Below are 17,850 nucleotides of genomic sequence, written 5' to 3'. Positions count from 1 at the left end.
GATTGATTAAAAAGTTGAAAATCGTGTCCGAAATGGTATGATTTCTCTGTCACACGGCCTCATCGTCTAGCCTGGTCTAGGACACGGCGTTCTCAACGCTGGAACTCGGGTTCAAATCCCGATGAGGTCAAAATTCTAATTTTGAACTCAAGCAAAGCAACTGCTTGCTTTGCGTTCGGGATTTGAAGAGGTTCTCCCATATTTGCGCGCGATTCTTATCGTGAGCAAATGGGAAACCTGTACTGAAGCTGTAAGCTTCAATCCCGATGAGTAGTTATTCACGTCCGAATTCTTTATTATCTCAACATCCACTGCCTCTCCTGTCTGCACAGAATTTTCGCCGCGTCTTCCGGCCTTGCCATAACCTCTTTTACCGTCCTTTCCATCCGTACTGATTGTGAACCTTTCACAAGAGCAATATCTCCTTTTTGCAACAGTAGCTCCAAATGTTTGCCGGCTTTGTCCGCGTCTTCAAATTGGAAAATTGATTTCTCCGACATTCCGTTTTCCATGGCCACTTGCGCTATCTCTCGAGCCCTGACACCAACTGTTATCAAAACATGAGCAGAACACGCGACCAACTTTCCGATCTCTCGATGCGCCTCCGGACTATGCCTGCCAAGCTCTAACATATCTCCCAAAACGGCGATTTTTTTGCCGTAACCTTCAATGTCACGCAATGTCCCCAAAGCTCCCTCTACAGCCGCGGGCGAAGAATTATACGTGTCATCTATAATGAGCGAATCTTTTACGCCTTCAACGAGACGCATTCTGCCGGGAGGCGTCTTATAATCAGCCATCGCTTCAAGGGCAGAGAGAGGTGGAATATCGGCGACTATTGCGGTGGCAAAACCGGAGAGAGCGGCAAAACAGACGCTCTTCCCCAAGACGCCGTTTAATTTTACCGGCAAGCAATTGTTGCTGAAATTTAATTTAAAAGAAATACCCCACGGAAGACGCAAGCCATTTTTATCTTCATACTCAATGGCGTAGTTGCTTGCTTTTATATTGGAAAAATTATCAAATCCAAAAAATAACGGTTTTATTTCTCTTCTGATTTCCGAAAACTGACGTACGTCTTCGTCGTCCCCGTTTAAAATCAGAGAACCGCCGTTCTTTAGGGACTTTACAATATTGGACTTCTCTTTGTTTACTTCCGCCACCGACTTGAAAAATTCTATATGCACAGGCACTTTGCTTAGCTTTGTAACAACCGTAACATCCGGCTTTATCCACTTGGCCAGACGTCTGATATCTCCGGGCCTGTCAGCGCCTATTTCCAAAATAAGCCACTGGGGATACCTTGTGGCCTTAAGCGACAAACGTACCGGAAAAATGAGACGGAGGCCCCTCAGTATATTGAGAAGCCAAACAAAAGGGTTGTTCCAGCCGTTCGGCAGGCCAAGAATGGTAAGAGGCACTCCTATATCGCCGTTAAAACTTTTTTCACTTTTTCTGGTATATAAATATTTTGAAAAAATCGTATATATCATGTCCTTGGTACTGGTTTTTCCCACCGTACCGGTAACGGCGATTATGGACGGCTTGTACTTCTTCAGTACAACGCGAGCTTCCCAAGTAAGAAGAGTGATTACGATTTGTTTTAAAAAAAATTTCATGATAAAAGTACGCTTTTCTGACTTTTGCTAACTTGTTTCGTGTTCCATGTTTCTCATCTATCCGGCGGGATTTCATAATAATTTATCAAAAACTTTGCCGTATTCATAAAAGGTTCCGCCAATGTTTGAGAAGAAAAGTCCACTCCTTTTGGTTCCACGGTAAAAAGAAATATCAGAAATTTAGGTTCATAGGCGGGAAAATAGCCGAAAAAAGAATGAAGGAACCTGTCATCATAATATCCTCTATCGTCCGTTTTCGCAATTTGAGCCGTACCGGTTTTGGCGGCAATGCTATAATGTTCCATCTTATACTTGCCATCGGAGAGAGTATCATCAACGCCACTCACGAGCATTCTCGTCACTTCATCTGCCGTTTCTTTTTTGAAGACCCTTTTTCCTTCTCCAAAAGTCAAATTTTTCTCAAAACCCAAGTCATAGTCAATGCTACTTGCCACATGCAAATTCGGCAAAACCCCTCCGTTTGCGAGAGAAGTGAGCGCCCTGACGGCGGCAATGGGAGTGAGAGCGATACCTTGTCCGAAAGAGGCGGTAACATGTTCTATGTTTCTCGGGCTTTCCAAGTTTTTGACCAAACCTCGAACCTCTCCGGGCAAGTCCACTCCCGTCTCTTCGCCGAGCTCCAAAGAAGTCATGTATTTGGCGAAATTTTCCCTGCCCATTTTCAAGACAACATGAGCCATGCCGGTGTTTAGCGACTGACTTAAAGCGGTTTGAATGTCAACTTCTCCCCTTCCTTTGCCGTCATAATTTGAAATTTTAAGTCCGTTTACCGTAACAAAACCGGCATCAAAATATTTTGTATTGGAGGTTATACTGCCCGAATCAATGCCCGCGGCCACGGTCAAAGGTTTAATAACCGAACCAAGCTCGTAAACACTGCTTACGAACGGATTTAAAAAAGTAGAGGGATCCGCGTTTCTAAAGTCATTCGGATTAAATGTCGGCAATGTTGACATCGCAACTATTTGGCCCGTCGTCGGTTCTATGACAATTCCTCCCACCAGTTTACTTTCCCACTTTTCACTTATGGAAAGAAGGTTCTCCTCCAAAAACGCTTGCACGGACGGTTCAATGCCGGTTAAAACGTCTCCGCTTCGCTTTGAATCTCCGCTTACAATCCTCCCTATGCTTGAAAAAACTTCGGCGAAAAAGTTTACATAAAGCTTTTCATCGGTTCTCTCCAGTACCCCTTCATAGTAGCTTTCAAGGCCGTATCGACCCGTCAGTTCATTGCCTTGAAAACCAACGAAACCCAAAACATGAGCGCCACTTGCGTTTCCCGGGTAGTACCGCCATTTTGCCGAGGTCAAAAACACGCCGGTGATTTGGAGCGCCCGGATTTTATCCGCCGTTTTTTTATCAATTTGTTTTAGGATTTCCTCGTGCGGGTCGCCTTTTTTGCCGGCCTTGGCCATAAAAGAATCCTTTTCAATAGGCACTATCTCTGAAAGTTTTTCATATGTGCTCTCAGGTGAAGACAAAATAGACGGATTTATGGAAAGAGTAAAGCCCTGTTTCAAAACCGCCGCGCCCATAAGCGTTCCGTCTTTGTTTTTGAAATATATATTGCCACGGTCAAACGAACTTGTACCTTCCTGAACATATTGCCGAGCGGCTCTTTCACTGAAATCGTCTCCACGGACGATTTGTACCGTGTACAGTTTTGTCATTAAAATCAACGCTCCCGCCACCACCGCCGTTTTAATGAGAATAAGCCGGAATGGAAAATTTTTCATTGAAGTTTGCAATCCAAAGCGAATCAAGTTATGAGGACTTGATTAAAGTATACAAGAGATAAGCCAAGCGAGCTATTGCCCCGCCGCGTTTTCAAAGGACAGCGCCTCTCTGGAGGCCCCCCTTGAAGCGTATTTCACGTCATTGACTTCTCGAAAACCCTGTTCTAAAACAAGAGACATGGTCAAAGAACTATTCAGTTCCATATATTCGGTCTCAAGAAAAGCCAATTCTGAATTAAGTTCGGAAATTGCCACTTTGGCGCTTTTTCTTTCCACTATGTTGAATACGGTCATTGATATGAAATAGGCGTAAAACGCGAGCGAAAGTCCAAGACAAGCCAAAGCAATCCAAAAAATTCTGGCTTCTTTTAACTCGTATAAAGTTTTATTGATAACTTTTGTCATTTTTCTTTAATACTTTTGAAAAACTCTCAACTTGGCGCTTCTTGATCTTGGATTATTTTCTGTCTCCGCTTCGTCCGCCGTGAGAGGTTTTTTGGTAATGATTTTTCCCTTTTCTTCTTTCGCCCATTGACTGAAAGTCCTTTTAACTATTCTGTCTTCCAAACTATGGAATGATATTACGGCCATTTTCCCCTCTGAATTCAGCGCTTCAAATCCGTTTTGCAACCCTTTTTTTAGAGCGCTCATCTCATCGTTTACCGCGATACGCAGGGCCTGAAAGGTCTTTGTCGCCGGATGGATGCCTCCTTTTCTTTTTGCCGATGCCGGAATGGCGCTTTTGACGATTTCCACAAGTTCAAAGGTTGTGAGTATCTCTTTTGTCTGTCTTCTTTCCGTGATACGTCTTGCGATGCGCCTCGCAAATCGCTCTTCTCCGTAAACTTTCAAAATGAGCTCTATGTTCTCCTCCTCCCAGCTGTTTAATATCTTTTGCGCGGTCAAATCATCTGCTTTAGGATTTTTGGAAAAGGTCATAAGAAGCGGCTCGTCTTTTTTAAAAGAAAATCCTCTTCCTGAAATTTCGGTCTGAAACGAGCTCCAACCCAAATCGTAAAGAATCGCGTGAACATGAGAGACGCCGGCCTTTGCGAGAGCATTGTCTAAGTCCTTGAAGTTCTGATTGAAAAACTGGAAACGGCATCCTTCTTTTTTCAGCGTATTTTCAACTCTTTTTTCGGCATCCTCGTCAATGTCCAGGCCGATTATTCGGGCTTCTCCATGAGTCGCCTGACATATGGAAGCCGAGTGTCCCCCGCCACCCAATGTGCAGTCAAGAAAAATTTCGCCCCCTTTAACGGCAAGAATGTCGGTAATCTGTTTTAAAAGAACTGGAACGTGTTGGACCATAATTTCAATTTTCGCTCAATTGGAAGTGGTATAAAAATCACACAGCCCCTATTTCGCCAAGCTTTTCCGCCAACTGGTCGCCCTGATCTTCAATTTTTTTCTTATATTCGCCCCAGTGTTTTTCGTTCCATATTTCAACCCTGTCGTAAAGCCCCGCGAAAATCACCTTTTCAGACAAGCCGGCAAAACTTTTTAAAAAATCCGGTATGAGAATCCTGCCAAGCTGGTCCACATCCACCTCTACCGCTCCGGCAAACATAAACCTATTAAACCCGCGACTGTCGGACTGTCCAAAAGGCAACTGACCCAACTTTTTTGAAATAACCGCCCATGCTTTTGGTGAATACAGAAACAAACAGTTGTCAAGACCACGAGTGACCACGACATTTTTGCCGAGTTCTTTTCTAAATTTGGAAGGAAGAGAGACACGGCTCTTTTCGTCTATGGTGTGCGTGTATTCGCCAATTAACATGAAAGTCGTAAATTTTTTAGGCGACTAAAAAAGTAAAGAATGGTCGACTGTGGTTTCTGTTTCGCGTACCGCAATGCTTCCGAAAACTCTCGGGAGCATTAAGGTGCTATCAGGCATCCACTTTACACTCTTTCTTTTTGCTGTTCTTGACCTGTACCCTTACCTTTTGAGGCAAATTGAGCACTATCAAGTACTCTTTTCCTCTGCCGTATTTAACTTTATAAACTTTCCTGTCCATAAATGTAGCGATAAAAGTGAAAATATAAATTTACCACTTCATACCACTTATATAACATCTTATAACACTCTATCCCACTTTGCTAATATAGTTATCCACAGTGAAATTACGGTGAAGAACCGAGCTTGGATACTTTGAGTTACGAAATACGGCAGGTGGCCCCCCACACGAGGAAAGTCACAAAAAAGTGACTAAGACTGGGCAAGCGCCCTTGGAGCGGTCACTTTTTTGGGAGCTTTCCCTCGTGGGGGGGTAAGCAAGTGTTTCGTAATTCACAGATATAAACCAAACAGAAAAAAACCCGCCACGAGAGTGGCGGGTTTACGCGGGTCATGGTCGTTTCAACGACCTGAATAGAATCGTCCCTTGTAGAATCGTCCCTTGATTTCTTGGCAGTATAAAAGTACCGCCACCTTATGAGCCGAATCTAAACTCGGCAATTTCTTCTCCTCAATCAGAGCCAGTATCTCATCTGTCGTCTTTTTTCCAATACCGTTGATCTTGGCAAGCCCTTGTCCGGGCCTGCTACCCAAGTGTCGGAAAAAGAGACCGCTATTGTGCACTGCCTCAAAGCAGTACAAGTCAGCAAAATTGCGGATTCCGGCGTCTAGAAGTCGATCCATCGCGGGTTTGGATAACCATTCTGCCAAGGGCCTTGATAGCATCTCTTTCAATTCCGAAACTTTTTTCGTCATGTTCATAATACACCTCTGTACTCGGTTTTCTTTCTGCGAGGTATACTACGATAATATTCAAAACTTGTACAGGCAACCTAAAGTAGTCGCTCACAGCCGTCGAAAAAACGACGTGAAATGTGAATCTTTGTGAACCTTATCTCCTATGTTTTAGGACGCATGGTTGGAAAGAAAACCACTTCACGAATGTTTTTTACGTTACCAAGAAGCATAGCCATTCTGTCAATTGAAAGTCCCACCCCACCGGCAGGCGGCATTCCGTATTCCAAGGCCTCCAGAAACGCTTCGTCCGCCTCTTGAGCTTCGGCGTCTCCCTCTTTCTTGTTTTTTTCTTGTAATGCAAAACGTTCTCTTTGGTCTACCGGATCATTCAGTTCAGAAAATGCTTTGGTAACTTCAAATCCACCTATTACAAGCTGAAACGCATCAACTAACGTATCACTGCCTTCTTTCTTTTTGGCCAATGGAATGTAATTGGCCGGATAATCAACAACAAAAGTCGGCTGTACCAGTTTCGGTCTGGCTGTCTTTTTATAAATGCTGTCCATGAGTTTTTCAACAGTATCGCCTTTTTCGGGTTTTATTCCCAATTGCGTCGCCTTGAGTTTTAAATCATCCATGCTCGCCTTCGCGGGTTCCGGAATTAAAGCGTAACGTTGAAGCAGTTCAAAATACGAAACAACGGCAAATTTTCCGGAAAAATCAATTTCTTTCGCGTCAAATTCAATCTTGTTTTTCCCGACAACTCCTTTGACCACCGTTTTCAGGACTTTTTCCAAAAATTCTCTTTGCCTTTTCGCGTCGCTATATGCTTCGTACCACTCAACAGTTGTAAATTCGGGATTGTGAGTAACGTCTATTCCTTCATTCCTAAAACTTCGGCCGATTTCATAGACCTTGCGATATCCTCCTATCAAAAGTTTTTTCAGGTCAATCTCCGGCGCTATTCGCAAATACAAATCCATATCTAAAGCGTTATGCCTCGTCTTAAATGGCTCGGCATTCGCGCCTCCGGCAAGTGGCTGAAGCATGGATGTCTCAACTTCCAGAAAGTTCTCTTTGTCCAAAACTTTCCTAAGTTCTGAAACGATGCGAGAACGCAAAACAAAACGTTTTCTGACCTCCTCATTCATCAAAATGTCCAAGTACCTTTTGCGGAAACGTTCTTCGGTATCAGTCAGTCCGTGCCATTTCTCGGGAAGGGGCCTTAGCGTCTTGCAAAGCATTTTCCAATCCTTTGCCAAAAGCGACTTTTCTTTTCTTTTTGTCGTAAAAAACGAACCTGAGACCTCAATAAAATCGCCATTATCAGTGGTTTCTTCAAAAAGTCCGAAGACCGATTCTTCCATTTCGTCTTTCTTGAAAACCGCCTGGAATTTACCCGTGCCATCAAAAATATCAACAAAAAGTATGGCCCCTTGTCCACGTTTTGCGATAATACGGCCAGCCAATGTCACTCTCTTCTTTTTTGCGAGTTTTGCGAAATTGTCCACCGCTTCTTCAAGCGTCACGTCCGGACAAGCCGAAACAGGATAGGGGTTAACTCCCGCCTGTTTAAGCTTTTCTAATTTTAGAAGCCGGATTGAACGTATTTCTTCTAACGACATTTAAAAATATCGTCAAGCAGAAGACGAATTTGTCTTTTGCCTGTCCGAAGCTAAGAACTTTGAGTTACGAAACTCGCTTCCGATGGATTTCTTTTCAATTTCGAGCGAGGCGAAGCAAAAATTATGAGGCGTATACAGAGTATCTGTTGAATAATTTTTGCAAAGCCGTAGCCGAAATTGAAAAGAAAGACGCGGAATTGGAGTTTCGTAATTCAAAGAGAACTATCTGTCGCTGATTTTTACTTTACTTCCAATATTTTACACTTGGCCTTGCCTCCCGGGGTTTTACACTCAAAAAAATCTCCTTTTCTTTTGCCAATCATGGCCTCGCCTATCGGAGAGCGTATAGACAATTTACCGCTTTCAACATTGGCCTCTTCGGAACCGACAATGGTGTACGTAACCTGTTTGCCACCCCGATCCAAAGTCACCGTTGAACCGATTTCAACGACGTCATGAGTGTCTTTGCTTACGATAACCGCCGCCTTCATCATAGCTTCAAGGCGGTTTATCCTGTCTTCAACATTTGCCTGCTCGGTTCTGGCTTCGTGATACTCGGCATTTTCAGCCAAGTCCCCCAATGATTTCGCGTACTCCAACTGTTCGGCGACCTCTCTTCTGCGTTCGGTTTTCAAATTTAAAAGCTCGGCTTGCAACTCTTTATATTTTTCTTGCGTAAGGTATTCTGTTTTGTCGGACATAAGTTTTTTTATTTTATTATTCTTGAATTACAAAAAACGGCATGCTCCCCCCCCACGAGGAAAGTCACAAAAAAGTGACTGGGACCGGACAAGCGCCCTTGGAGCGGTCACTTTTTTGGGAGCTTTCCGAGGGGGGGAAGCAGGTGTTTTGTAATTCACAGTTTATTATAAATCTTACCACAGAAGTATAACACGATAGTGGAGGAAAAGATACTCCACGAAATAGGATTTAGGATTTATGAATTATGAATTAAGAATTAGGGAGAGATGATTATTTTAGGTACTCTTGCCTATATATTCCCATCCACTCAAACATTCCGCGCATAACGCGACTTGCCGGTAATATGTTTTCGCTGGGGCCTCTTTCCATAACGACAACAAAAGAGTATTGAGGTTCCTCGTAAGGGAAAAAACCCGCCACCCAAGAATGCACACTCTTCTTTGTAGTGCCGACTTCGGCCGTTCCTGTTTTGGCGGCCACCGATACAAACGGAAAATTCAAAGAACGGGCAGTACCATAGTCGGCCACCACGGCATCTCTCATCCCCTCCTTAACTATGTCAAAATAGTCGCTTTTGATTTCTATTTTTTTTCCGATCGCGTCTTGGGTTTCGTAAGTATTTTTAGTGAAAGTCGGATAAACCAGCGTGCCTTCGTTTGCAATAGCCGCGATAGCCCTCGCTATTTGCAGTGGTGTCGCCTGAAAACCGTACTGGCCGATAGAAGTGTTGTAAGTATCCCCCAAACGCCACTCGTCGCCTCCAAAAACGGACTTTTTCCACTCCGGAGTCGGCACAACCCCCTCTTTACCAAAAAGCCAGTGATTTTTTTCCACAGGTTCACCAAAACCGAACTTTCTGACGTATTCGGAAATTTTATCAATACCTACTCCTTTTTGGTCTTCGTATCCTCCGCTTATGGCGTAAAAATAAACGTTTGACGACACAGCTAACGCTTCCCTCATGTCCACGTAGCCATGGGCTTTCCAATCCTTAAAAACACTCACCTGAGTTTTGTCATAGGGGTTAGCTATGGATATGGAACCGGTGCTCAAGATATTTTTGCGCGGATCAATTACGCCTTCGGACAAGGCGGCTAAAGCAACAAACGGTTTTACTATGGAACCCGGAGTATAAAGGCCCTGCGCCACCCGATTCAAAAAAGGCATGTTGGGGTCCTCCACGAATGATTTTATTTTTTCGGCATCCTTTCCGTCGGCAAGAACCGTGGAGTCAAATTCAGGCACGTTCGTCATGGCCAGTATTTCACCAGTTTTCACGTTCAAAACAACAGCCGCTCCTCCCGCATATCCTCCGTCTCTGGTCAAGTCGCGCATGTATGAATGCAAAGCGGTTTGAAGTCCCGCGTCAATAGACAGATGAATATTTTCACCGTCTTTGGCGGAGGAAATTACACTTTCGGAAGCCACGGCGCCTAAAGCATTTGTCTCTATAATCCTCAATCCGTTAGTCCCCGACAGAGCATCGTCAAACATTTTTTCCACCCCGGCCACCCCATCAAAATCCTCTTTGTAGTAAAAACCGGCGCTGTCTTTGGACGGATATTTCACATACCCCAAAACATGCGCCAACCCCGGCAAGTCAGTATATTTTCTATATGAAAATTCGTTTCCGGGAAGCGGCGGCTCGTTGTAAGCCACGACTGTCCCTTTTCTGTCAAAAATCACTCCCCTCTCGCTAAAAACTATCGTGTGGCGGAGGCGGTTTTCTTCCGCCCGCAAAGCATAGGCGCGTCCCTGTCCCACCTGAAGCATCCAGATTTTACCTAAAAATATGACAGCCACCGCCACAAAAACCACGCCGGAAATGGCGATGACTTTTTTAGAAATCGGCTTTTCTATCCTTCCTTCAAACTGATGTTTGTCAAATTTTGGAATGTTGCTGGAGTCCAAAAATATTTCGTCAGGAAATATTTCTGTTTTGCCTGAAATTTTATTTTTTCGTCTAAAAAAAATCATTGAATTTCATTTGTAAAACTTGATTCTCTCCTTGAGATAAAGAGACGCGACAAACGCGAAAGATGCCGATACCGTAAATATTACAGGAAAACCGCCGTTTTTTGAAGCGCCGACCCCGTACAAAACATCAAGGGCGAGTCCGGCAACCAAAATTTCGTAATAGCGTTCAAAGATAAAAAGACAAACCAGCCCAAATATGACGCTCGCCCACCAAGGCGCGAAAAGAATAAAAAAGAAAAAAATTATGTCGGCAGTAACTCGTTTTTTCATGGGCGTTAATACATTGACTGTGGATTAAGAAACACCCGCCTTCCCCCCCCACGAGGAAAGTCACAAAAAAGTGACTAGGACCGGGCAAGCGCCCTTGGAGCGGTCACTTTTTTGTGACTTTCCTCGTGGGGGACGCCTGCTGTATTTCGTAATTCAAAGTATCAAGGCAACATATCGGTTATTTCAACAAACCTTGCTTCGGCAAAGTTGACAGGGACCCTCAAAAGCGCCGTTTGAAAAGAGTCCGCATCGCTTGAAGACAGCGCCTCCACCACTCCCACAAGCCGAGGGGAAAAATTACCGGAAAGCATGACGACGTCGCCTTCGGCAATTTTCACGCCCTTAGGCAAAGTTATGGTCATGTTTCCGCCACCTACACCCACCGCCGCCGCTTGTATTTTACTTTCTCCCACCACTACTTCGGTTCTTTCGTCCGGCGCGGAAAAAAGCAAAGCGGTAGAAGTATGGTCATTCGCCGAAACCACTCTACCGATGACGGCACGGTTCATAGTGACAATCATTCCTTCTGAAACACCGCTTTTTAAGCCGGCGCCCAAAATCAAAGTGTCGTAAGGAGATATGGGCGGAGCGGAAAGAACAGAAGCTAAAATGACTTTTTCATCAACTCTAACTTCAGAAATACCTCTCAATTCTTCATTTTCTTTTCTGTATACCTCCAAAAGCAGAAGCAGGTTTTCCTTGTCTGACTCTTTTTCTCGCAGATTTTCCAACTCTTTCAGCAGTTCCGATTTTTCCTTAAACAAGACCGAACTGTTCACAAACCACCCGCTGACCGTTTGCCCGGCTTTCCAAAACGGAAAGGCCACAAAGTGAAAACGTCCTCCCAAAAAACGAGGCGCCAGAAAATTGAGAGTAAATACAACTGTCAGAAATAACAAAACGACTAAAATAGGAAAAAACCTTCGCCTCGTGTTTTTGTTAGTTTTTAGGAGGTAGTTCATCTTCGCTTTTTATGAGCACCTCTTCATATTTGCTCAAGTCCTCAAGGATTATGCCCGCCCCGCGACCAACAGCCGACAGAGGGTCGTCCGCGATATGGAAAGGTACTTTTGTTGAGTCGGCAAACAAAACATCAACACCGCGAAGCAAAGCCCCGCCTCCGACAAGATATGCTCCCCTATGCATTATATCCGATACTATTTCAGGAGGAGTTGTTTCCAAGACCTCTTTCACCGCTTCCACCAAAATATCCACCGAACCGCAAATGGCTTCTCTGATATCCGAGTCGGTAATTATGACTTCTCTCGGCAAGCCGGTGATAAGGTCGCGACCTTTTATGACCGCTTCCATCGGCGCCTCTTGAGGCAACACGGAGCCAATGGCTATTTTAACGTTCTCCGCCGTCTTTTCGCCGATTAGAATTTTAAACTCGCCTCGTATATAGGAGATGATATCCTCGTTCAACTTGTCGCCAGCTATTTTCAAACTTTTTGAACGCACGACCCCAGCAAGAGAAATAACCGCCACGTCTGTCGTCCCTCCTCCTATGTCAACTATCATACTGCCGACGGGATCCATAACAGGCAGTCGTATTCCTATGGCCGCCGCCATCGGCTCTTCCACCACATATACTTCGCGAGCGCCGTTGTTTTTGGTAGCGTCTCTGACTGCTCGGGACTCCACGTTAGTGACACCCGAAGGAACACCGATGACCACCCTCGGCCCCAAGATCCTGCGCGAGTCGCCTTCCACTCTTTTTAAAAGGTACGCTATCATTTCTTCCGTAACTTCAAAATCGGAAATCACCCCTCCGACAAGAGGTTTTATGGCAACGATGTGTCCGGGCGTTCGCCCGAGCATGTCTTTGGCTTGCGAACCAACAGCCACCACTTGGCCGGTCTTCTGATTAACGGCAACAACCGATGGTTCGTTTACGACAATGCCCTGTCCTCGGACATAAACCAAAGTATTGGCGGTACCAAGGTCTATACCGATATCGTTGGAAGCGTATTTATTAAAATATGATTTGAATTGTTCAAACATGTATCGTTATCTGTCACTTGAGGATTGTAAAATAAAAGCGGTATCTCCCGTGAATTAAGAGAAACGACAATCCCCTCGCGTCGCGGAGACGGTCGCTTTGCTCTGCGCTCTTTTCTCCTGCTTAAAACCGGCTACCAAACAGCTCATCTTCAGTCATGTATTTGGGAGTTTTTTCTGTTCGCCCTTTCACCTCCACCCTGCCTTCTTTGATGTTTTTTTCGCTCAAAACCACCCTCGTCGGTATCCCCATGAGGTCGCTGTCGGCAAATTTCTCTCCCGCGCGCGCCTCCCTATCATCATACAAAACCTCTACCGATTTTTCCTCAAGTTTCTCGTAAATCTTGTCTGCCTGTTTCTTGACTTCCGGGTTCTCTTCGGCTCCTATTGAAATAAGATGAACTGAAAAAGGAGATATTTCTTTCGGCCACAGAAGCCCCTTCTCGTCAGAAAGTATTTCCGCCACCGTACCCATAAGCCGTCCCAGACCCATTCCATAAGAGCCCATGATGACAGGTCTGTCCTCCCCCTTATCGTCTTTAAAGAAAAGACCGAGCGGTTCGGAAAAACGCGTACCGAGAGAAAAAATGTTTCCGACTTCTATGGCCTTGAATTCTTGAAAATCGCTTTTATTTTTACCCATTTTGGACAACACCTCGTCCGTAAAAACTTCTCTGTTTACCGCCGTGCCGTCTTTTTCACAAATGAAAATGGTGTCTTCGCCCGCCTCCGTGACGGTCTGAAATTCGTGAGAAAATTCGCTGAATACTCCGCCTGAAGCGAAGGTTTTGTGGGTTTGAGCCCCGATGCCAACTCTTTGAAAGATTTTTTCGTAGGCCTTTGCCACTTTTTCATAGAATTGGTCGTGCTCCTTTTGGTCTTTTGAGAAAGAATATAAATCCTTCATCAAAAACTCTCTTCCACGCAACATTCCGCTTTTTGCTCTTTCTTCGTTTCTAAATTTGGTTTGGATTTGATAAACATATTTTGGCAGGTCCTTGTAAGAAGATATCTGTCCCGCCATTATGGCCGTAAGTGGCTCTTCATGAGTAAAACCAAGTCGTGTTTCTTTGCCTCCCGTTATTTCCGTCTTAAACCAATTTGTAACTTTTTCTTCGTCCCATCGCCCTGTTTTTTGCCAGACGTCTTTGTTTTGCAGAGAAGATAACTGAACTTCCTGACCGCCAAGGGCGTTCATTTCTTCCCTTATAATTAGAGCGATTTTATTTAAGACACGAAGCCCCAAAGGAAGATAGGAATACACTCCCGCCATTTCCTTGTGAATAAAGCCGGCGCGAATTAAAAGAGAGGCGTTTTTTGCCACTTCATCGGCTGGGGCCTCCTTTCTCGTCTTGGTAAAAAGTTGTGACTGCTTCATGGCTTTATCATACACTAAAGTCGCGGATTTCGTAACACTTGACCAAATCCACCGGATGTATCTCTACAAAAAAACGGCTTGGCGGAGATAAAATTGTGTCGTATTTGTAACGTCTTTTAATATTGACAGGTGTCTTTTTCAGTGCTATGATGACGAAAGTAAAGGGATGTTGAGTGACGTCCTGACCGGATACTTCCGGTTGAAAAAACAGACAGGCAACGACAGTTTTTTGAAAGCAGAATAATATGGCAGACAAGATTGAGATTAACTTAAGCCAAGGCGGCCAAAAACCGTCCAATAAACCGGCGAATCCTAAAGGAGGTAGCCCCAAACCGACTACGGCTCCGACTCCGAAGAAAGAGGAACCTCCTCCGCAAAAGCCGACTCCGGTGGTAACTCCCAAAGAAGGAGCTAAACAACCGCAGAAGCCGGCTCCGACTCCGAGTCCCGCGCAAACTTCTCCCCCGTCGGGAGAAAGTGTGAAAACTGAGACGTCCTCACCACCACCGAAAAGTGGAGGCGAAGGAGGTCCTGCGGCGGCTCCCCGAAATTGGGTCGTAGATGTTGAAAGTGGAAAACCGGCTCCTCCAAAAGGCCAACAAGAAGACACACCGGCAAGACCACAGACCTTGCCTAAGCCGACCTCGCCTAAGTTGCACAGGGTGTTCGGGGGCGAGCAGTCGTCATGGCAAGAGAAAGCAAAACTTATTGGAAAGGTGTTGCTACTCCTGGCGCTCATCGCCGTCTTCATCGGCGTCGTCATCACCGTCGTGTCAACTCCGGTGCGAAACAGGATGTCGGACATGTCCAATGTCGTCTTCGGACGACCCGGAACAGAAAGCCCGGGAGTGGTGGGCAAGGTAAGCGAGATCGGGCAGACCCTAAACACCCTGAATGAGACACTCGGTCTCATAAGGTCAAACGCCGTAACTCACGCGGAAATGCAAACGGCCATCAGCAACAGCTTGCATGGCTTCACCGTGGTAAGCGACGGCGCCACTAATCGGGTGGAAGGGTTCGTGGACAAAGTAGAGTCGGCAATGGTTAACACCATATCCCGCCTGCATAACGAAAATGTCAAAGAATGGTCGGAAGAGCTGAAAACATTCCAGGACCGCCTCATGATCCAAACCGAGGAAAAGCTGGTTGCCTCAAGCAATCAGCTTTCGGGTGAAATAGCCAAGTTATCTAGTCGGATTTCTGATATGGAAAACCGGCCGGCCGTCACCCCAAACGCCCTTAGCTTATTAAAGGAAGATATCATAGGGGAGGTTGGTGAAAAGCTCAGGGATCAGGACGATAGGGTGAACGCAAGGTTAGCCGAAATTAACCTCACAATTGACGCATTCGTCGTCAAATGGGGTCAGGAGATGAAAAAGCAGACGGCGTCCATACCGCATACAGCAGTAAGTGACATCCCTCAAGACGACAACTTGAAAAAGTTGGAAAGGTTGGGAGCATTACGAATAACCAGCGAGGCCGTAAGAGGGGTTGCAATCAACCCCTCTTACTTAAGTACGAACCTTGCGAAGGCCATAACGTACGAGTGCCCTTACGAACGGGGAGGAAGAACGTTATTTGGAAACAAATTCAACATCCAAATAAAAGTTGCGCTCCGGCCCCTTCGGGCAAACGACGTATTTGAGGGCGAAGTTGTCCTCATCGGCGCCCACATTGCAGAGGCGGCGTGGGTGTTGGTGAGGAAAAACTACCTCGACCAAAACCCTAAAACAGCGGACCATGTCCGCTTTCGTGAGGAAGTCGGGGCAATAGCAGGGCGATACCTTGCGAACAGCCCTCTGCAGGGCAAAGTGGCTTTCGTCACCGCCACATATCTCGTAGAAAAGTAGAGCTACGAGATAACCATTCCGCCGAAAGTTACGGCGGAAACAGTTCTTTTCAAAAAACCGCGAGCTTCACGCCCGCGGTTTTCTTTTTTCTCCTCACTCATTTCTTTTCAAAGTCGTAGTATGTATGGCTCACAGCTGAAACGGACGCCCAACACTGAACCCAATGCTGAAACTGGTGGAATTAAAAAAACCTAAAACAACTTCATTATGTCTTTAAATGTTACGACGAGCATAAGGAGAATAAGAAGAGAGAAGCCGATTGCGTTTAGGGTATTCGCGATTTTGGGAGAAATGGCTTTTCGTCTGATTGCTTCAATGGCCACAAAAAGCAAACGTCCGCCGTCAAGCGCCGGAAAAGGAGCCAAGTTTATTACCGCCAAATGTATTGAAATTATGGCGGTAAAGGAAAGAAGGTACGAAAAGCCCAAGTCACTCGCTTCGCCCACAAGCCCGACTATTCCAACCGGCCCCGTAACCTGTGAAAAATCGGCTTGGCCGGTAAAAGCGTCAGACACAAATCCCCAAAGCGCCACGGCAATAGCTCGGGTGAGCATTACGGTAGTTTTCATTCCCTCCCAAAAAGAACCGAAAAAACCGATTTTCAAAATGCCGATACTGTCCATGGTTATACCCACGACCTTGCGCCCGTCAGCTATCCCTTCTTCAGCCATAAGCTCCACCTTCCCCACCCTGCCATGAGGACCGCTATAAGAGACCTCTACTTTACTATCCGCCTCTTGATTTAAGAATTCATAGGCCTCTGAAACGGTCGGCTTTGTAAGTTCGCTACCCGAATCGGAAAAAAGTCGTTCTAAAACATCACCGGTGCGAAGTCCCGCGCGGTCGGCCGGCGAGTCGGGACGCACGGCTACTATCATCGTCTTAGGATTGGTGACGTCAGGATAAATTTCCGAGGAAGCCGGCATTCCGACAAAAAAGCCCAAAGATATAAGGAACCAGGCAAAAATCATGTTAAAAGTGACACCGGCCACCAAAACAGCCGATTGAATAGCTCGGTTTTTGTGGACAAAACTTCTTTCTTTGTCGGGACCCTCTATTGATTCTTCATCCGGATTTTCACCAAAAATTTTTACAAAACCGCCAAAAGGTATCCAGTTTAAAGAATATTCCGTCTCTCCCTTTTTTATAGAAACGGCTTTCGGAGGAAAACCGAGTCCGAATTCATCCACTCTTATTCCCGACTTTTTGGCGACAAGAAAATGCCCGAGCTCGTGCACGAGGATCAAAAGCGCCAATATAACGATGAAAATAATTATAGTCATGATGCTCTGTTGCAGAAATCAGTTGAAATTCATGGAAACTTATAGATATTAAAGATACTCGTAAAATATCAACAAATTTCGCGCGAAGCGCTAGTTTCCACAAATTTCAAAGAGAAAGAGATTTTGAGTTTCCTAACTCGAAATCTCTTTCTCTTTTTTCTCCGCCATTTCCGCCAGTTTTTTGTTTATTTCGTCAACGCGTCTTTGCAACTCAACTTTTAGCTTGAACTTTTCGTCTTCTGCCATTTCTCCACCTTTTTCCTTTTCCTGAATGTTACCCCAAACATCATCTCTTGCTTTGCGTACCGAAATACGGGCGTCTTCCAGTTTTTCCTTGGCCAACTTGATAAGTGTCTCTCTTCGTTCCGCGGTCAACTCCGGAAAAGACACTCTGACGCCTTTTTCGTCCGCTCCCACGGAAAGGCCTAAATTGGCCACCGATATTGCCTTTTCAATGCCCTTTATCAAAGATGGGTCATAGGCGCTCACATAAAGGGTCTTAGAGTCCTGCGAGGAAATACTCGCCACCTGTTTTAACGGCATTTTTGAACCATACGCGTCCACGGACACGCCGTCCAAAACGGCAGGCGTGGCTCGAGAAGTTCTTATGCCGTCGTATTCGCGGGAGAGCCAGTCCGATATTCTGGATATTTCGTTCGCTAAATTCGTAAAATTGTATGCCATATTTTT

General features: G+C 45.3%; 18 protein-coding genes and 1 tRNA gene. 3 read left to right on the top strand and 16 right to left on the bottom strand.

Going from position 1 to position 17,850, the window contains the following annotated elements; all coding sequences use genetic code 11:
- Nucleotides 1–55: 55 nt before the first annotated feature.
- A tRNA-Glu gene (locus Q8P86_03550) sits at nucleotides 56–130 on the top strand.
- A 166-nt stretch (nucleotides 131–296) separates the two neighbouring features.
- On the opposite strand, the gene murF is transcribed toward Q8P86_03550, so the two are convergent.
- The 8 genes from murF to lysS form a co-directional block, all read right to left on the bottom strand.
- Nucleotides 297–1,619, bottom strand: coding sequence for a UDP-N-acetylmuramoyl-tripeptide--D-alanyl-D-alanine ligase (gene murF, locus Q8P86_03545; protein MDP3996739.1), 1,323 nt, complete (start codon nucleotides 1,617–1,619; stop codon nucleotides 297–299).
- A gap of 53 nt (nucleotides 1,620–1,672) precedes the next feature.
- On the bottom strand, nucleotides 1,673–3,376 hold the full coding sequence (locus Q8P86_03540) for a penicillin-binding protein 2 (GenBank protein ID MDP3996738.1): 1,704 nt from the start codon (nucleotides 3,374–3,376) through the stop codon (nucleotides 1,673–1,675).
- Nucleotides 3,377–3,448: 72 nt separating this feature from the next.
- Nucleotides 3,449–3,781, bottom strand: a complete 333-nt coding sequence (locus Q8P86_03535) for a hypothetical protein (protein ID MDP3996737.1) — start codon at nucleotides 3,779–3,781, stop codon at nucleotides 3,449–3,451.
- Between the two features lie 6 nt (nucleotides 3,782–3,787).
- Nucleotides 3,788–4,687, bottom strand: coding sequence for a 16S rRNA (cytosine(1402)-N(4))-methyltransferase RsmH (gene rsmH / locus Q8P86_03530; GenBank protein MDP3996736.1), 900 nt, complete (start codon nucleotides 4,685–4,687; stop codon nucleotides 3,788–3,790).
- Between the two features lie 37 nt (nucleotides 4,688–4,724).
- Nucleotides 4,725–5,159, bottom strand: a complete 435-nt coding sequence (gene mraZ, locus Q8P86_03525) for a division/cell wall cluster transcriptional repressor MraZ (GenBank protein ID MDP3996735.1) — start codon at nucleotides 5,157–5,159, stop codon at nucleotides 4,725–4,727.
- 109 nt (nucleotides 5,160–5,268) lie between these two features.
- Nucleotides 5,269–5,397 (bottom strand): hypothetical protein, encoded by a 129-nt coding sequence (locus Q8P86_03520; protein ID MDP3996734.1) that lies wholly within the window; start codon nucleotides 5,395–5,397, stop codon nucleotides 5,269–5,271.
- Between the two features lie 341 nt (nucleotides 5,398–5,738).
- On the bottom strand, nucleotides 5,739–6,092 hold the full coding sequence (locus Q8P86_03515; protein MDP3996733.1) for a hypothetical protein: 354 nt from the start codon (nucleotides 6,090–6,092) through the stop codon (nucleotides 5,739–5,741).
- Nucleotides 6,093–6,235: 143 nt separating this feature from the next.
- Nucleotides 6,236–7,699, bottom strand: a complete 1,464-nt coding sequence (gene lysS / locus Q8P86_03510; protein ID MDP3996732.1) for a lysine--tRNA ligase — start codon at nucleotides 7,697–7,699, stop codon at nucleotides 6,236–6,238.
- A 59-nt stretch (nucleotides 7,700–7,758) separates the two neighbouring features.
- On the opposite strand from lysS, the gene Q8P86_03505 reads away from it, so the two are divergent.
- Entirely contained in the window at nucleotides 7,759–7,935 is a 177-nt protein-coding gene (locus tag Q8P86_03505) for a hypothetical protein (protein ID MDP3996731.1), read from the top strand.
- A gap of 3 nt (nucleotides 7,936–7,938) precedes the next feature.
- On the opposite strand, the gene greA is transcribed toward Q8P86_03505, so the two are convergent.
- The 6 genes from greA to Q8P86_03475 form a co-directional block, all read right to left on the bottom strand.
- Nucleotides 7,939–8,400 carry a transcription elongation factor GreA gene (gene greA, locus Q8P86_03500; protein MDP3996730.1) on the bottom strand — a complete coding sequence of 154 codons (462 nt, stop codon included), beginning with the start codon at nucleotides 8,398–8,400 and terminating at the stop codon, nucleotides 7,939–7,941.
- A 271-nt stretch (nucleotides 8,401–8,671) separates the two neighbouring features.
- Nucleotides 8,672–10,378, bottom strand: a complete 1,707-nt coding sequence (locus Q8P86_03495; GenBank protein MDP3996729.1) for a penicillin-binding transpeptidase domain-containing protein — start codon at nucleotides 10,376–10,378, stop codon at nucleotides 8,672–8,674.
- Between the two features lie 6 nt (nucleotides 10,379–10,384).
- Nucleotides 10,385–10,648, bottom strand: a complete 264-nt coding sequence (locus tag Q8P86_03490; protein ID MDP3996728.1) for a hypothetical protein — start codon at nucleotides 10,646–10,648, stop codon at nucleotides 10,385–10,387.
- 161 nt (nucleotides 10,649–10,809) lie between these two features.
- Nucleotides 10,810–11,610 (bottom strand): rod shape-determining protein MreC, encoded by an 801-nt coding sequence (gene mreC / locus Q8P86_03485; protein ID MDP3996727.1) that lies wholly within the window; start codon nucleotides 11,608–11,610, stop codon nucleotides 10,810–10,812.
- Nucleotides 11,588–12,652 carry a rod shape-determining protein gene (locus tag Q8P86_03480; GenBank protein MDP3996726.1) on the bottom strand — a complete coding sequence of 355 codons (1,065 nt, stop codon included), beginning with the start codon at nucleotides 12,650–12,652 and terminating at the stop codon, nucleotides 11,588–11,590. The genes mreC and Q8P86_03480 overlap by 23 nt, the downstream gene beginning before the upstream one ends.
- 121 nt (nucleotides 12,653–12,773) lie before the next feature.
- Nucleotides 12,774–14,027, bottom strand: a complete 1,254-nt coding sequence (locus tag Q8P86_03475; GenBank protein ID MDP3996725.1) for an aminoacyl--tRNA ligase-related protein — start codon at nucleotides 14,025–14,027, stop codon at nucleotides 12,774–12,776.
- A gap of 245 nt (nucleotides 14,028–14,272) precedes the next feature.
- Here Q8P86_03475 and Q8P86_03470 point away from each other — a divergent pair, with 245 nt between their 5' ends.
- The gene (locus Q8P86_03470) at nucleotides 14,273–15,877 is read left to right on the top strand and encodes a proline-rich domain-containing protein (GenBank protein MDP3996724.1); all 1,605 of its coding nucleotides are present in this window, start codon (nucleotides 14,273–14,275) and stop codon (nucleotides 15,875–15,877) included.
- A 191-nt stretch (nucleotides 15,878–16,068) separates the two neighbouring features.
- On the opposite strand, the gene Q8P86_03465 is transcribed toward Q8P86_03470, so the two are convergent.
- Together Q8P86_03465 and frr are read right to left on the bottom strand one after the other, a co-directional pair.
- Entirely contained in the window at nucleotides 16,069–17,160 is a 1,092-nt protein-coding gene (locus Q8P86_03465) for a site-2 protease family protein (protein MDP3996723.1), read from the bottom strand.
- A gap of 132 nt (nucleotides 17,161–17,292) precedes the next feature.
- On the bottom strand, nucleotides 17,293–17,844 hold the full coding sequence (frr, locus tag Q8P86_03460) for a ribosome recycling factor (GenBank protein MDP3996722.1): 552 nt from the start codon (nucleotides 17,842–17,844) through the stop codon (nucleotides 17,293–17,295).
- Nucleotides 17,845–17,850: the final 6 nt, after the last annotated feature.

This window comes from bacterium (genome assembly GCA_030699905.1).
Classification (GTDB): Bacteria; Patescibacteriota; Minisyncoccia; order Phycocordibacterales.
The sequence above is the reverse complement of the archived record's forward strand: the minus strand, read 5'-3'. Positions and strand labels throughout refer to the sequence as shown.